Source organism: Bradyrhizobium sp. WYCCWR 12699 (assembly GCF_032144035.1).
Lineage (GTDB): Bacteria > Pseudomonadota > Alphaproteobacteria > Rhizobiales > Xanthobacteraceae > Bradyrhizobium.
This window is the reverse complement of record NZ_JAVTJN010000036.1, coordinates 306,873-321,379: the sequence shown is the minus strand read 5'-3', so window position 1 is coordinate 321,379 and position 14,507 is coordinate 306,873. Positions and strand designations below refer to the sequence as shown.

At 66.7% G+C, this 14,507-nt stretch carries 14 protein-coding genes; 4 read left to right on the top strand and 10 right to left on the bottom strand.

Going from position 1 to position 14,507, the window contains the following annotated elements; translation table 11 throughout:
- Positions 1-142: 142 nt before the first annotated feature.
- Entirely contained in the window at positions 143-1,039 is an 897-nt protein-coding gene (locus tag RPS27_RS26270) for a DMT family transporter (RefSeq protein WP_212066290.1), read from the top strand.
- Here RPS27_RS26270 and RPS27_RS26265 read toward each other — a convergent pair.
- From RPS27_RS26265 to RPS27_RS26255, 3 genes are all read right to left on the bottom strand, one after another.
- Positions 1,036-3,276, bottom strand: coding sequence for a CHASE3 domain-containing protein (locus tag RPS27_RS26265; RefSeq protein WP_211417237.1), 2,241 nt, complete (start codon positions 3,274-3,276; stop codon positions 1,036-1,038). The genes RPS27_RS26270 and RPS27_RS26265 overlap by 4 nt on opposite strands.
- On the bottom strand, positions 3,273-3,689 hold the full coding sequence (locus tag RPS27_RS26260; RefSeq protein WP_194402308.1) for a response regulator: 417 nt from the start codon (positions 3,687-3,689) through the stop codon (positions 3,273-3,275). Before RPS27_RS26260 ends, RPS27_RS26265 begins: the two co-directional genes overlap by 4 nt.
- Before the next feature lie 244 nt (positions 3,690-3,933).
- The gene (locus RPS27_RS26255) at positions 3,934-4,554 is read right to left on the bottom strand and encodes a BA14K family protein (protein WP_211417236.1); all 621 of its coding nucleotides are present in this window, start codon (positions 4,552-4,554) and stop codon (positions 3,934-3,936) included.
- Positions 4,555-4,795: 241 nt separating this feature from the next.
- Here RPS27_RS26255 and RPS27_RS26250 point away from each other — a divergent pair, with 241 nt between their 5' ends.
- Entirely contained in the window at positions 4,796-5,203 is a 408-nt protein-coding gene (locus RPS27_RS26250) for an NADH:ubiquinone oxidoreductase subunit NDUFA12 (RefSeq protein WP_194402306.1), read from the top strand.
- Positions 5,204-5,683: 480 nt separating this feature from the next.
- Here RPS27_RS26250 and RPS27_RS26245 read toward each other — a convergent pair whose 3' ends face one another.
- A complete protein-coding gene (locus tag RPS27_RS26245; RefSeq protein WP_211417235.1) occupies positions 5,684-6,370 on the bottom strand; it encodes a DJ-1/PfpI family protein in 687 nt (228 codons plus the stop codon).
- Positions 6,371-6,465: 95 nt separating this feature from the next.
- On the opposite strand from RPS27_RS26245, the gene RPS27_RS26240 reads away from it, so the two are divergent.
- Complete coding sequence (locus RPS27_RS26240; protein WP_211417234.1) at positions 6,466-7,404, top strand: GlxA family transcriptional regulator; 939 nt, start codon at positions 6,466-6,468, stop codon at positions 7,402-7,404.
- Here the strand turns inward: RPS27_RS26240 and RPS27_RS26235 are convergent.
- Both RPS27_RS26235 and RPS27_RS26230 read right to left on the bottom strand, forming a co-directional pair.
- Entirely contained in the window at positions 7,401-8,405 is a 1,005-nt protein-coding gene (locus RPS27_RS26235) for a Na+-dependent transporter (RefSeq protein ID WP_212066291.1), read from the bottom strand. The genes RPS27_RS26240 and RPS27_RS26235 overlap by 4 nt on opposite strands.
- A gap of 13 nt (positions 8,406-8,418) precedes the next feature.
- Positions 8,419-9,366, bottom strand: a complete 948-nt coding sequence (locus RPS27_RS26230) for an alpha/beta hydrolase (RefSeq protein ID WP_211417232.1) — start codon at positions 9,364-9,366, stop codon at positions 8,419-8,421.
- A 205-nt stretch (positions 9,367-9,571) separates the two neighbouring features.
- Here RPS27_RS26230 and RPS27_RS26225 point away from each other — a divergent pair, with 205 nt between their 5' ends.
- A complete protein-coding gene (locus RPS27_RS26225; RefSeq protein ID WP_212066293.1) occupies positions 9,572-10,606 on the top strand; it encodes a DUF2155 domain-containing protein in 1,035 nt (344 codons plus the stop codon).
- Between the two features lie 7 nt (positions 10,607-10,613).
- Here the strand turns inward: RPS27_RS26225 and aat are convergent, their stop codons facing one another.
- The 4 genes from aat to RPS27_RS26205 form a co-directional block, all read right to left on the bottom strand.
- Positions 10,614-11,294: a leucyl/phenylalanyl-tRNA--protein transferase gene (aat, locus tag RPS27_RS26220; protein ID WP_194402300.1), complete on the bottom strand. Its 681-nt coding sequence runs from the start codon at positions 11,292-11,294 to the stop codon at positions 10,614-10,616.
- Between the two features lie 61 nt (positions 11,295-11,355).
- Positions 11,356-12,471, bottom strand: a complete 1,116-nt coding sequence (locus RPS27_RS26215) for a sensor histidine kinase (RefSeq protein WP_211417230.1) — start codon at positions 12,469-12,471, stop codon at positions 11,356-11,358.
- Positions 12,468-12,908, bottom strand: coding sequence for a response regulator (locus tag RPS27_RS26210; RefSeq protein ID WP_194402298.1), 441 nt, complete (start codon positions 12,906-12,908; stop codon positions 12,468-12,470). Before RPS27_RS26210 ends, RPS27_RS26215 begins: the two co-directional genes overlap by 4 nt.
- Complete coding sequence (locus RPS27_RS26205) at positions 12,905-14,431, bottom strand: sensor histidine kinase (protein ID WP_211417229.1); 1,527 nt, start codon at positions 14,429-14,431, stop codon at positions 12,905-12,907. The genes RPS27_RS26210 and RPS27_RS26205 overlap by 4 nt, the downstream gene beginning before the upstream one ends.
- Positions 14,432-14,507: the final 76 nt, after the last annotated feature.

Here is a 14,507-nt window from a genome sequence, read left to right as displayed (position 1 = left end):
GCAGGTATATTTTTGGGCAAAGGGATTGCGTCAGCAGGACTCACGTAGCCCTACGGAAGGTGAGGGCAGGCATGCCCGCCGAGGTGGTGGTTTGGCGTGCGAATCCGCGCCAAGCTGACGCTCGATTTTGCCGGATATCCCCATGCTTGATTCGACCAGGCCGGTGTCGCGACCGCGCATCGCACCGGCCGGCCTGATGTTCCTCGCCATCACCTCGATCGGCTGGGGCTTCAATTGGCCGGTCACGAAATTCCTGCTCTCGGAGCTGCCGCCGCTCACCCTGCGCGGGGTGACCGGGGTGCTGGGCGCGCTCCTGCTCGCTGCGCTGGCGATCCTGCGCCGGCAGAGCCTGCGTGTGGATTCGGGGATCTGGCCGCGCCTGCTCACCGCCGCCGTGCTCAACGTCACCGGCTGGATGGTGCTGATGGGGCTGGCGCTGCTCTGGCTGCCCGCCAGCGAGGCGGCGCTGATCGCCTACACCATGCCGGTCTGGGCCTCGATCATCGCTTGGCCAGTGCTGGGCGAGCGGCCGACGCTGCTCCGTACGCTCGGGCTGGTCATGGCCTTCGTCGGCCTCGCCTCGATCATGGGCGGCAACGGCATCGCCGCCAGCGTCGAGAAGCTGCCTGGCATCGTCATGGCGCTCGCCGGCGCGCTGGGCTTTGCCGTCGGCACGGTGTTCTCCAAGAAGTACCCGATCCACCTGCCGCCGATCACGGCCGCGGCCTGGCAGATCGGCATCGGCTGCCTGCCGATCTCGATCATCGGCCTGCTGGTCGAGACCACGCATCTCGAGAATGTGACGCCGGCCGGCTGGTGGCTGCTGGTCTATTCGACGGTGGTCCAGTTCTGCATCGCCTATGTCAGCTGGTTCGCGGCCCTTGCCCGGCTGCCGGCCTCGGTCGCCGCGATCGGCACCATGGCGGTGCCGGTGATTGGCGTCGTCGCCTCCGCGATCGCGTTGGGCGAGCCGCTCGGGGCAGGGCAGATCGCCGCGCTGGTCTTCACGCTGGCGGCGGTGGTGCTGGCGACGCGCTAAGGACCCAGCGCCTTCCGGATCATCTCCGCGAGCTGGTTTCTCCGGTACGGCTTGGTCAGCAGCAGCACACCGTCGTCGAGCTTGCCGTGATGGACGATGGCGTTGTCGGTGTAGCCGGAGGTGTAGAGCACCTTCACGCCCGGCCGCAGCTTCACCACTTCGTCGGCGAGCTCGCGTCCGCTCATGCCGCCGGGCATGACGACGTCGGTGAAGAGCAGATCGAACGTCTGGCCGGCCGCGATCAAGTCCAGCGCGGCCTTGCCGTCGGGCGCGGCCACGGTCTTGTAACCGAGACTCTGCAACTGCCCGGTGACGAAGTTGCGCACGAGATTGTCGTCCTCGACGACGAGGATGGTCTCGGCGCCGCCTTCGGCCTGCGGCGCGGCGGCGGTGGCGATCTCCGTCGTGCCTTCGCCCGGCGGCAAATAGAGCTTGATCGTGGTGCCGTGGCCTTCCTCGCTGTAGATCTTGATGTGGCCGCCGGACTGCTTGACGAAGCCGTAGACCATGGAGAGGCCGAGGCCCGATCCCTTGCCGACCTCCTTGGTGGTGAAGAACGGCTCGAACGCCTTGTGCTGGGTCTCGATGGTCATGCCGGTGCCGGTGTCGCTGACGGCGAGCATGATGTAGGGGCCGGCCGCCACGTCCGCATGGGCCTGCGCATAGGCCTCGTCCAGCACGACGCGGTGGGTCTCCAGCAGCAACTTGCCGCCGTTCGGCATGGCGTCGCGGGCGTTGATCGCCATGTTGAGCACGGCATTGGTGAGCCGGGACGGGTCGATATGCGCGGTCATCGGTCCCTGTTCGAGCACCGTCTCGATCTGGATCTGCTCGCCGAGGGTGGGACGCAAGAGCTTTGCGATGTCGGCGATCGCGGCGTTGATCTCGACGTTGCGCGGCTGCAGCGGCTGCCGGCGCGCAAAGGCGAGCAGATGCTGGATCAGCTCGGCGCAGCGCTCGGCGGCATCGTCGATCAGCCGCGCCACGCGCTGCAGCTCGGGCTGCTGCTTCAGGCTTTGCACCAGTGTCTCGGTGTTGCCGGAGATCACGGTCAGCATGTTGTTGAAGTCGTGCGCGACGCCGCCTGTCAGCTTGCCGATGGCGTCCAGCTTCTGCGACTGGTACAGCTGCCGCTCGGTCTCGCGCGACATGGTCGCGTCGTGATAGACCAGCACAGCGCCGGAAATCTCGCCTTGTCCGTCCAGCATCGGCCGGCCGCTGACCATGAGATGGCGGGGAGGATTGCCGCTGTGCGGGCGGACGATCATCTCCAGGTCCTCGAACTTCTCGCCGCGCAGCACGCGCACCGAGGGCAGCTCGCCGGCCTTCATCGGCGTGACGCCGTCGCCGTGAAACACGTCCGACATCGCACGCAGATTGCGCAGGTTCATGCCGGTCCGATGCAGCAGCATGCGCTCGGCGGCCGGATTGGACAGCAGGACATTGCCTTCGGTATCGATGACCAGCACCGCCTCCGCCATGCTGTGGAACGTGCTCTGCAGCACGTTGACCGACAGGCGCAGCTCGTCATGCGCGCTGACCAGATGCTCGGTGCGCTCGGCCACCGCCGCGGCAAGCGCTTCCTTGGCGGCTGTGGTTTCCATCAGCGTGCTCTTGAGCGCGACCTCCGTGCGTCGGCCCTCGCGCATCACCATGACGACCAGCAGAAGGATCACCATCGCGCCGGCGACGTCGATGCCGAGCAGCACGATGCCGTTGCGACGCGAATCCTGGGAGCGCACGGCGAGCAGACGTTCTTCCTCCGCGCTCAGACGGTCGAGATTGCCCATCACCGTGTCCATCAGGCCGCGGCCCTCGGCCTTGCCGTTGAGCGCGGCGATGCCGGCCTCGTCGTTCGCGGCGCGCAGGCGCATCGCGGTCGCGGCGATCTCGACGCGGCGCAGCGCCAGCGGCTCGGTACCCTCCAGCAGCGCGACCTGATCGGGGTTGTCGCGCACGCTGCGCTTGAGCTCGGCGAGGGCCGGCGCGATCTGGGCGTGAACGGAGTCGAATTCGCTGCTGAAGGCTGGATTGCGATAGAGCTCAAAGCCGCGCGCGGCGCTCTCGGCGCGGCGCAGCAGCACGCGCAGATCGGAGATCTTCTTCTGCACCTGGACGGTCTGATGGACCCACGCCGCATCGGACCGCGACTTGACGTCGAGGGCGATCGAGGCCGCGGTGATGATCAGGAGGATGGCAAGTCCGGCACCCAGAATGACGCGCTGCGTTGGAATCAAGGGGCTTCTTTCTTGTCCTTCGGCTGTGCGCTCTCGCCCGCGAGGCATTCCCGGATCGTGGTCAGCAACGCTTCCGGCGTGAACGGCTTGCGCAGGCAGCGCGTTGCGCCGAGCTCCAGCGCCATGCGGAGGAAATCGGGAGAAGGCGAGGCGGATGATGCGAAGGCGTAACCAGACATCGCGATCAGCGGAGTAGCTGGTGCGCGCTCGTGGAAGATGCGGATCGACTCGAAGCCGCGCATGTGCGGCATGAAGATGTCAACCAGCATCACCTCGAAGGCCTGCGCTTCCAGCGCAGCGAGTCCTGTTTCACCACCGTCGGCCAGCGTGACGTCGAAGCCCTGACGTTGGAGGAGGACCTCGATGGTCGCGCCGACCATCGGATCGTCATCAACCACGAGAATACGCGGCATGACACTTCCCAGTAATCGAAGTCCCCACTGGGATTGGTGATATCCGCGAATCGTGTGCCGGGTCAATTTTGGATTGGATCAACGTAGATATGCACGGTGCGATGCATACAGGTCCATTTAGATTCATATGTACGTATCATCGCGGGCGTTGGGCTCGCCGCGGGCTACAGCATCGATATGCACGTGCTGCGCGAAAAAGGCGTCGCAGCGCTGCGACGCCTTCCTTCACGCACGGTCGGAATGGTTACGGGCAGGGATGCCGTTGACCGTCATAACCGAGATAGGTGCCCGAAGCCGGGTCATACGATTTGTAGCGCTGCGCGCAATAGGCCGAGGAGTCACCCCCGCTGTCGGGAACCACTGCCACTGATGGCTCGTCATAGTAGCTGTCGCCATAGTAATAGGGATCATCGTAATAGCCGCCGCCGTAATAGGCGTACGAGCCCACGCCGCCGATCGCCGCGCCTGCCGCGAAGCCGGGCCAGAAACCGCCGCCGTGACGATGGTGCCAGTGGCGACCGCTCCAGTTGCTTCCGCCTTGCCAGTTGCCGGCCGTCGCGACGCTGCGGCTGCCGCCGAACGACGGCGAGACGGCGGTGCGGGGCCCCGGGCTCGCTATGAAATTGCCGCCGCTCGGACGCGCCGCCGGGCCGGCCGCGAAATTGCCGCCGCCGCCGTGGATCGCTGCGCCGCCGCCCATGCGTGCACCGCCGCCACCACCGAAGTGAGCGCCGCCACCGCCGCCACCGCCGGCTGAGATACCACCGACACTACGGGGGCCAGGGCTCTGCGCGAAGCTCGGTGAGCTCATGGGTAGAACGAGGGCCAGCGTTGCGGCGGCACTCAAAACTCTCAGACTGTTCATGATAAACTCCTTTCCCGGAAGCAAACCCTATGAAGGGGCTGGGGTTCCTGGGATCACGCCGGTTTGCGCGTGAATGGGAGCCTCTCTCGCGACCGCTGTACCGGGCATGAACGGATCGCGTCCGATTTGCGGCGGCGCAGGTGTCGAGGCCCCGCATTTGAGGCAGGCACCGCCGCCCGTCGAACTGGACATTTCGCCGCCCGGATGGCATCAGGGCCCGACGAAGCAGGGCCCTTGCCGCATGAAACAGTTCTTCCTCAAGCTCTTCACCTGGTGGAATGGCCAGACTTTTGGCACCCAACTCTGGACCAAGCGGTACGGGGAGCTGGTCGGCCAGGACGAGCAAGGCAATCTCTACTATCGCACCCGCGGCGGGGTGGTCGATCCGACCCTTGGCTTCGAGCGGCGCTGGGTGGTCTATAACGGCTATGCCGAAGCGAGCCGGATCCCACCGTCCTGGCACGGCTGGATCCATCACGTGGTCGACGTGCCGCCGACCGAGGCCAATTATCAGCCGCGCGAGTGGGAGAAGCCGCACCAGCCGAATCTCACCGGCACGGCGATGGCCTACCGTCCCTCGGGATCGACCCTCGCCAGCGGCAAGCGTCCGAAGGCGACCGGCGACTATCAGCCCTGGACGCCTGGCTAGGCTTCCCAGCCGGCGCGATCTCCATCGTCAAACTGGATGCATGCGCATCCGCTGCCGCTTGCTGTGGACAACGGGAACAGCGGGGAAGGCGTCTGCGCCGACATTGCCACAGCGCAAGCCGTGCGGCTCAATGATCCCATCTTACGGAGATGGGAGACCATTGCGTTCGGTTCGGGCAACAGTTCGCGACTGTCCCGAGATGCAGCGGCCGCCGAGGAAGGACTCGATCGGGAGATAGGCCCCCGGTCTGGAAGCTCCGACATCGCCCGATGTGAATGTGCAGCCGCCGTAAGACAGGAAAGGCCGCTTGGGAAACCGAGCGGCCTTTTTCTGTTGGGGGCTTGTGCCAGATCTGCCCCCCGGACGCTGCGCAGCACGAAGTGATGCGCTGCAGAGCCGGGGCCCATCTCGCGGTGCGCCGTGTGGCTCCTGGGTTCTGCGGAGCAGCGTTGCACGCTGCATCGCGTCCGGGATACGTGACTACGTCACGCGCTCGGCCGCGCGCTTCACCGCCTCCAGCCGCCGCGCCTGATTTTGCGCGCCACGCTCCCGCAGCAGGGCCATCACTTCGGCCGGTGCCGTATCGGGTGAGCCCGAATTGAACGGCGGGGCCGGGTTGTATTCCATCTGGAGCTGGATCGCTTCCGCCGTGGTGCGGTCGATCAGGATCGACACCAGCGTCAGCGCGAAATCGATTCCGGCGGTGACGCCGCCGCCGGTGATGCGATTGCGGTCGATGCAGACGCGCGACTTGGTCGGCGTGGCACCGAACTGGCTAAGCATCTCCATCGCGCTCCAATGGGTCGCGGCGCGGTAGCCCTTGAGCAGGCCGGCGGCGCCCAGCGCCAGCGATCCCGTGCAGACGGAGGTGACATATTTCGCGCCCTCGGCCTGCTTGCGCAGGAAGTCGAGCACTTCCTCGTCGCCCAGCAAGTCGTTGGTGCCGCCGCCGCCGGGCACACAGATCACGTCCAGCTGCGGGCAGTCGGCAAACGTGGTGGTCGGCGTCAGCGTCAGCACGGAATCGCTTGCGACCTGCTCGATCCGCTTCCAGATCAAATGCAGCTTCGCGCCGGGCACCATGGCGAACACCTGCAACGGACCGGTGAAGTCGAGCTGGGTGACGCGCGGAAATATCAGAAGACCGATCTGGAGCGGTGACGACATCGGCGAGTTCTCCAAAGATGAGCTTGACGCGCGCAGATTGGCATGCTGCCTTTGCGTCCGAAATGGCATAATTCCCACTATTTCGGACATAGCCCATGATCGGCATTCTGATCTTCCCGGATTTCCAACTCCTCGATGCGGCCGGCCCGATCTCGGTGTTCGAGGTCGCGGCACGCTGCGCCGGCAAGCCGCTGGCGCTCCGGGTACTGGCGCTGAATGCGGGGCCTGTGCGCAGCTCCTCCGGCGTCGAGATGATGGCGCGCGATTTCAAGTCGGCGAATGCCATCACGACGCTGGTCATCGCGGGCGGTGCAGGCGTGACAGAGGCTGCGCGCTGCGAGGTCACGCGCGCCTTCCTGCAGCGGCTGGCAAAGCGCGGCGTGCGCGTCGCGAGCGTCTGCTCGGGCGCCTATGTGCTCGCCGAGGCGGGCCTGCTCGACGGCCGCCGCGCCACCACGCATTGGGGACGCACGCGCGATTTCGTCGCGCGCTATCCGAAGGTGAAGTTCGAGCCGGACCAGATCTTCACCCGCGACGGCAATGTGTGGACATCGGCGGGCATCACCGCAGGCATCGACCTTGCGCTCGCCATGGTGACCGAAGATCTCGGCGAGGAAATCGCGCAGGAGGCGGCGCGCCACCTCGTGCTGTATCATCGCCGCAGCGGCGGCCAGTCGCAGTTCTCCTCGCTGCTGGAGCTGAAGACGCCGAACGGCCGCTTCGGCGCGTTGTTGTCCTGGGCGCGCGAAAATCTCGACGCACCGCTGACGGTGGAGGACCTCGCCGATCGCGCCGGCATGAGTGCGCGGCATTTCGCCCGCGCTTTCGCCGCCGAGACCGGCACGACCCCGTCGAAGGCGATCGAGCGGCTCCGGCTCGAGGTCGCACGCGAGCGCGTGCAGTCCTCGCGCGAAGGGATCGAGCTCGTTGCGGAAGCCACGGGATTCCGTGATCCCGAGCGCATGCGACGCGCCTTCATCCGCGCCTTCGGCCAGCCGCCGCAGGCGCTACGGCGCGCGGCAAGGACCAGTTAGGGCGCGCTAGTTGCGGGAGAGCCGGAGGCCTTCGCGCGCGCCGTCAGCCGCCGCGCGATCGGCATCAGCAGGTACGGCGCAAGGTGGATCGGAAACTGCGTCATCGCGAAATAGAGCCAGGTGGTGGGCGGCAAGGCGCCGGCGGTTGCCGCCAGCATCAGGCCGAGATTGCGCTGTGACACCATCAGTCCGAGCGCCAGCGCGCGCTCGGTGCCGATGTGGCGGAACAGCAGCGTGGTGATCGCGAGAAGGGTGAAATAGATCGCGAAGGACAGAGCTGCGAGGCTGAGGGTGAAGAGCGGCTGTGCGAGGAGGTCGCTCACGACGTCGCCCATGATCGCGGCGGCGAAGATGAAGAGGATGATGATGTTGAGGCCGTCGATCGGCGTCTTGTGACGCCGGATCGCCTCCGCGCCGAACATCCATCGGATGATCGTGGCGGCCAGTAAAGACGCGGCGAGGATGCCCAGCAGCTTCAGGCCCAGCGTCAGCGGGGTGATGCTCAGCATGTCGCCGAGGAAGAGGCCGGCGAAGACCGAGGCGGTAAAGGGCACCAGCGCGGTCGAGGTCACCAGCGTGATTAGCACGAGCGTGGCATCGAGACCCATCAGTGCGGCGAGGGCTGGGGAGGCCATCATCGGCGAGGCCATGCTCTGCAGCATCAGTGCGAGCGACAGTCCGGGCGCGCGCGCCGTAAGGCCGGTTGCGTGCGCGATCAGACCGACGATCAGCGGCACGCCGATCGTGGTCCAGGCGGTCGCTGTCGCAACCAGCGCCGGCCGGCGCAGATGGCTGTACAGCGCGGCCAGGTCGACCCGCATGAAGGAGATGCAGAGCAGGCAGAGAATGGCCTCGGTGAGATAGGGACGCAGCAATGCGCCGAGCGGCGGCACCGCGGCCGCGATGAACACGATGGCGGCGACGCCGCGCGTGCCCTGGCTGCCGAGCCAGGTCAGGACGCGCAGCGGGAGAGCGGAGATGGATTGGAGCGGAGAGGCCATGCGGGACGGCGTTTCAGCCCAATCCCTTCAGCCATGCGCCGATCTCGCCGACGGCGACATTGGCCTCTCGCAACAGCTTGCCCATCGTGAAGAAGCCATGGAATTGGCCGGGATAATGGCTGGTCGTCACGGGGACGCCGGCTTGCTTGAGGCGCGCGGCGTATTCGTTGCCTTCGTCGCGCAAGGGATCGGCGCCCGCGGTCAGCACATAGGCCGGCGGCAGGCCCGCCAGGCTTTGCGCCCGCGCCGGCGAGGCGCGCCAATCGTGGATGTCGGCGGCGCCGTTGAGATAATGGTCGCGAAACCAGCGGATCACCGAATGCGTCAGCAGCACGCTGGTCTCGGGCTCGCTGTGGGAGCCATGGGTGAGGGCGAAATCGGTGGCGGGATAGATCAGCACCTGGCCCGCGAGGGCAGGCCCGCCGGCGTCGCGCGCGGCGAGCGCGACGACTGCGGTGAGATTGCCGCCGGCGCTGTCGCCCCCGATCGACAGCCGGGACGCGTCGATGCCGAGCTCGCGCGCGTTGGCGGCAACCCATCTGGTTGCGGCGATCGCGTCGTCGGCGGCGGCGGGAAATTTGTGCTCAGGCGCGAGACGGTAATCGACCGAGATCACGACCAGCGCGCCTTCGACCGCGAGCTGTCGGCAGACGACATCGTGGGAGTCGAGATCGCCAATCACCCAGCCGCCGCCATGGAAGAACACCAGCGCGGGCGACAGGCCGTCGTGCCGGCGCGGCTCCTTGGGAACATAAAGGCGGGCGGGAATGGCGCCGTGCGGGGCCGGGATCGAGAGCGGCTCAACGCGGGCGAGCTCGGGCGCGTCAGGATTGGTGGCAAAGCGCGCCTGCGCGTAATACGCGCGGGCCTCCGGTGCGGTCAGGGTCTCGTAGGCGGGGCGGCCGGCCTCCTGGAAGGCCTTGTAGACGGCGGCGGCATCGGGATCGAGCACGACGGGCATGGAGCGACCTCGGGAGGTTTCTGGTTATGGTTGGCTGCATTTTCGGGAGATGCCCGCCTCTGCGCCCCCGGGAGGGGCTCCGCGACTATCCCATTCAGGTGCCGGTCTGGCCAGATGGGGCCGGGAAGGGCAGGGTTGCCGCCCTTCCCCCGCCGTATTCGCCGTGTTAACCGGATGGCCTGCGAGCGGCGGTAACCCCTGTAGAATGTCCAACAAGCCCGATTCGCTGTTGAAGCCGCGCGAGATGTTTCGAACCATTACCCTGACAGGTCTTGCGGCGCTTTTGGCCGCCACCGCGCTGACGGTTGCGACGCCGGCTCAGGCGCAAATCGGCACGATCTTTTCCGATCCGCCGCCGATGCGGCCGCCCGGCACAATTCCGCGCGGCCAGCCGCAGCCGCAGCAGATTCCCGACGACGACGAAGAGGTGCCGGAGCTGCCGCCGCAGGGCCGCGTGCTGCCGTCGCGCCCGATGCCTCCGCCGCCGGGCCGGCAGGGCAATGTGATGCCGGGACCGGTCGAGAGCCAGCCGCTGGCGCCGCCGCCGGGCTCCACCGTCGCTCCGCCGAATCAGCCGCCCGTGGCGGTCGCGCCGCCGGGCGGTGCCCAGCCAGGTGCGCCCGGCCAGCGCCAGCCGCAGCAGAAGGGCGCTCCCGGCGCCGTGCCGCAGACCCCGGCAAGCCTGCAGCCGGGCGACGAGGTCGTCACCGAGCCGCCGGCGCAGAAGATCGTGAACAAGAAGGCGACCTTCTCCGGCCTCGACAAGATCACCGGACGCATCATCAATTTCGACGAGGAGATCGGCGAGACCGTCCAGTTCGGCGCGCTCAGGGTCAAGACCGACGCCTGCTACACGCGGCCGGCAACGGAGGCCACCAACACCGACGCCTTCGTCGAGGTCGACGAGATCACCTTGCAGGGCGAGGTGAAGCGCATCTTCTCGGGCTGGATGTACGCGGCAAGCCCCGGCCTGCATGGCGTCGAGCACCCGATCTACGACATCTGGCTCACCGACTGCAAAGAGCCGCAGCAGACCATCGCGACCGCGGCGCCGGATCCCGCGACGAAGCCGGCCCCTCCACCGCCGCCCGCGCAGAAGAAGGCCGCGCCGAAGCAGGTGCAGCAGCGTCCGCCGCAGCCTCTGCCGCCGATCCAGCAGCAGCAGCCGGCACCACCGCCGCCCCCGCCGCCGGAGCAGCGGCCGGGTCTGTTCGGTATCCCCGGGTTTGGTAGCCGGTAAATCTGGATTATTGCCGCGAAGCGATGATCTCGAGCGCACGCGCGCCCGGGATCGCGTCACCGGGTGAGAGCCTGAGGAAATCGCCGGGCTCGCCCGCCAGCGCCTTGTCGAGCAAGGCGGTATAGCGCCGCCGCGAGATCTCGACCGCGCCGAAGCTTTTCAAATGCTCCGTGACATATTGCGTGTCGAGCAGCTCGAACCCGCCATGGATCAGCCGCGCGACCAGATGCACCAGCGCGACCTTCGAGGCATCGCGCGCGGTGTGAAACATGCTCTCGCCGAAGAAGGCGCGGCCCAGGCTGACGCCGTACAGGCCGCCGACGAGATCCTCACCCTGCCAGGCCTCGACGCTGTGGCAATGGCCGAGCTGATACAGGCCGCCATAGAGGTCGCGGATGCGCTTGTTGATCCAGGTGTCCTCGCGCCCTTCCTGCGGCGCGGCGCAGCCCGCGATCGTCGCCTTGAACGCGGTGTTGACGGTGACGCGAAAGACGTCCGAGCGCACGGTGCGCGCGAGCCGCGAGGCGACGCGAAATCCGTCGAGGGGGATGACGCCGCGCAATTCCGGCTCGACCCAGAACAGGGTCGGATCGTCGGCGCTTTCCGCCATCGGGAAGATGCCGCAGGCATAGGCGCGCAGCAGCACGGCCGGGGTGATTTCAGACGGAGCGGAGTCGCGCGAAGTCATGGTTCGCGACCATAGCAGGATCGCGATGCCGTTGCGATGGGGTGCACAGCAGGGCGCGCGTTCAGCTTGCGGCGGCGGTGCTGGTCTTGCCGGGAACTGCGGGCAGGCGGCCGAACTTCAGCACGATCCGGGTTCCGGAATGGCTGGGATCGCGCTCGACCGTGGCGTCGAGCTTGGCGGCCATCGCCGCGACGATGCGCTGGCCCATGCCGGTGGAGCGCGGATCGGCCTTGACGGCGTCGCCGACGCCGTTGTCGGTGATCGACAGCAGGAGATCGTCTCCTTTCGCGTTCAGCTCGACATGGATCGGGCCGGCGCCGTCGGGATAGGCGTATTTCACTGCGTTCATCACCAGCTCGTTGACGATGATGCCGACGGCAACCGCGCGGTCCGGATCGATCTCGATCGGCTCGGCCTTCAGCGTCAGGCGCGACATCCGGTTGCCTTCGGCCGAACGGCGCAGATCCTCGAGCAGGGAATCCAGATACTGGTTCAGCACCACGCTCTTCAGATCCTGCGAGGTGTAGAGGCGGCGGTGCACTTGCGCGACCGCGGCGACGCGGCCCATCGCATTGGTCAGCGCCGCCTTGACCTCGTCCTGGGCGGCGGAGCTTGCCTGAAGGTGCAGCAGCGAGGCGATGATCTGGAGCGAATTGCCGACGCGGTGGTTGACCTCGCGCAGCAGCAGCTCGCGCTCGGCAGCAAGGGCCGCGTAGCGGTCGCGCGAGGCGTGGATCTCGGCTTCGGCCTCCTCGCGCGCCCGCTGCAGTTCGGCCTGGCGCAGCGCGCCTTCGGCGGCGACGTGGAGCAGGGGGATGAAATCGCCGGTGACGTCCTTGACGAGATAATCGGCCGCACCCGCCTTCAGCGCGGTGACGGCGATGCTGGAATCCTGCGAGGCCGTGACGAACACGACCGGCGGCGCGTCCGGGATCGCCATGATCTGCTCGAGCGTCTCCAGCCCGTCGAGGCCGGGCATGTACTGGTCGAGCGCGACCACGTCGATGCCGCCATCGATATTGCCTTGGGCACCCGCGCGGCGGATGCGCTCCAGGCCTTCCTCGCCGCTCGCGGCGTGGACGACCCTGTAGCCGCGCCGCGTCAGGCCGCGTTCGACCAGGCGCGCCAGCGCACCGTCGTCGTCGATGTAGAGCAGTGTCGGCGTGCGCTGGTTCATGGGGCGGCGGGCGGGACCTGGATGACCGAGAAGAACAGACCGAGCTGCCGGATGGCATTGGCGAAATTCTCGTAATTGACGGGCTTGGTGATGTAGACGTTGCAGCCGAGCTCGTAGCAACGCTTGATTTCCTGGGAATCGTCGGTGGTGGTCAGCACCACCACGGGCGAAGCCTTCAGATATTTGTTTTCCTTGATCTGCCGGAGGATGTCGATCCCGGTCATGTCGGGCAGGTTGAGGTCGAGCAGGATCAGAAGCGCATTGCCCTTCTGCACGAGGCCGCTGCCGTCGGCGCCGAACAAATGCAGCATCGCATCCGTGCCGTTCTGGAAGGAGACGATCTCGTTGTTGACCCCCGAGCGGCGGATGTTGCGCTCGATCAGGCGGGCGTGGCCCTCGTCGTCCTCGATCATGATGATGGTGACAGGCTGGGTCATCGATCTCTGTTCCGGTTGTTCACGTTCCAGGCGATCGGCAGCGTGATCGTGAAGGTGCTGCCCGCGTTCAGTTCCGATGATACCGACATGGTGCCGCCGAGGCGACGCACAAGTGCACGCACATGCGCAAGACCAATGCCCTGGCCGGGCTTGTCCTGGGTTCCCGCGCGGCGGAACAGGTCGAATATCCGCTGGTGATCCTTCGGATCGATCCCCCGGCCGTTGTCGCTGATCTCGAAGATAGCGTAACCGAGCTTGGTTCGCCCGCGGATTCTGATGTCTCCGGGTACCCCGCGCTTCAGATATTTGATCGCGTTGTCGATCAGGTTGGAGAAGATCTGCTCGAGCGCGAGCCGGTCGCTCACGATGTCAGGCAGCGGCTCGAGATGGATCTCGGCCTGCGCCTCGGCCGCCTGGTGCGCCAGCGTCGACACGATGGCCTCGATCAGCTCGCCTGTGTCGATCTTCACCGGCTGGAATTCGCGCCGGCCCTCGCGGGTGAGGTTGAGGATTGCCGAGATCAGCCGGTCCATCTTGGCGATCGACGATTTGATGAAGCCGAGGGCTTCGGAAAAATCTTCCGACAGCTGCTTGTCGGCGCCATCGAGCACCATCTCGCCCGGTCCGGCGGGGGCGAGGGGCGCCCCGTTCGCAGAAACCTGGGCGAGGCTGCCGATGCGGCGGAAGATATCGCCGCCGAGCTCTTCGAGCTCGCTGGTGAAGCCCATGATGTTGACGAGCGGCGAGCGCAGATCGTGGCTGACGATATAGGCGAAGCGCTGGATCTCGTCGTTGGCCTCGCGCAAATCCGCCGTGCGTTCGTCGACGACGGATTCCAGATTGACGTTGGAGTCGCGCAGGCGCGCTTCAGCCTCGTCGCGGGCCCGCGCCGAGCGCCGCACCAGCCAGGTCGAGATCAGGGCCAGCAGCACGACGAGGCCGGAGCCGATGCCGGTCATCGACGCAGCGAGGGTCTGACTGCGGTCGGAGTTTTCCGTTCGGAGCCGGAACAGCCGTTCCTCCTCGCGGATCATCGCGTTGGCCTGGTTGCTGATCGTGGTCGTGGTATTGGCCGCCACGGCCTCGCGGATCAGCGCAATGGCGCGGTCGGGTTGGCCCTCCCTGACGAACTTCATCTCGCGCGAGAACTGGTCGAGCCGGGTCTCGATCGCCGCGCTCAGCTTCTCGATGCTGTCGCGTTGTGCCGGATTGTCGCCGATCTGGCGCGTGAGCTTGTCGAGCGCCGGAATGATCGCCGCCACGGCTTTCTCGTGGTCCGACTGGAAATCCGGTCCTTGCGTCAGGAGAAAGCCGCGGGCGCTGCTCTCTGCACGGCGGATCTCCAGCAGCAGGGCGTTGATCTGGCTCTCCGCCTCGATGGTATGGACCACCCATTTGCTGTCTTCCCGCGCCTTGTTGACGAGGTAGACCGAGCCGGCGCTGATCACAGTCAGCACCACGAGACCCGCCGCGATCAGCAGGATCTGCCAGAATGCCCGCCGTCGTTGGGCTTCAGCCGTCACGACGGTTCACCTGTTTACGTGCAGTGGATTTCAAAACGCCCCCTTGGAACTAGCCCCAACCGTCCAGAACGCGATT

Excerpts from the sequence above, each read along its gene's own strand:
- RPS27_RS26235 (WP_212066291.1), bottom strand. The coding sequence starts at position 8,405 with ATGGCCTCTCCGCTCCAATCCATCTCCGCTCTCCCGCTGCGCGTCCTG.
- RPS27_RS26260 (WP_194402308.1), bottom strand. The coding sequence starts at position 3,689 with ATGCCGCGTATTCTCGTGGTTGATGACGATCCGATGGTCGGCGCGACC.
- RPS27_RS26240 (WP_211417234.1), top strand. The coding sequence starts at position 6,466 with ATGATCGGCATTCTGATCTTCCCGGATTTCCAACTCCTCGATGCGGCC.
- RPS27_RS26210 (WP_194402298.1), bottom strand. The coding sequence starts at position 12,908 with ATGACCCAGCCTGTCACCATCATCATGATCGAGGACGACGAGGGCCAC.
- RPS27_RS26230 (WP_211417232.1), bottom strand. The coding sequence starts at position 9,366 with ATGCCCGTCGTGCTCGATCCCGATGCCGCCGCCGTCTACAAGGCCTTC.
- RPS27_RS26225 (WP_212066293.1), top strand. The coding sequence starts at position 9,572 with ATGTCCAACAAGCCCGATTCGCTGTTGAAGCCGCGCGAGATGTTTCGA.
- RPS27_RS26215 (WP_211417230.1), bottom strand. The coding sequence starts at position 12,471 with ATGAACCAGCGCACGCCGACACTGCTCTACATCGACGACGACGGTGCG.
- RPS27_RS26255 (WP_211417236.1), bottom strand. The coding sequence starts at position 4,554 with ATGAACAGTCTGAGAGTTTTGAGTGCCGCCGCAACGCTGGCCCTCGTT.
- RPS27_RS26270 (WP_212066290.1), top strand. The coding sequence starts at position 143 with ATGCTTGATTCGACCAGGCCGGTGTCGCGACCGCGCATCGCACCGGCC.
- aat (WP_194402300.1), bottom strand. The coding sequence starts at position 11,294 with ATGACTTCGCGCGACTCCGCTCCGTCTGAAATCACCCCGGCCGTGCTG.
- RPS27_RS26245 (WP_211417235.1), bottom strand. The coding sequence starts at position 6,370 with ATGTCGTCACCGCTCCAGATCGGTCTTCTGATATTTCCGCGCGTCACC.
- RPS27_RS26250 (WP_194402306.1), top strand. The coding sequence starts at position 4,796 with ATGAAACAGTTCTTCCTCAAGCTCTTCACCTGGTGGAATGGCCAGACT.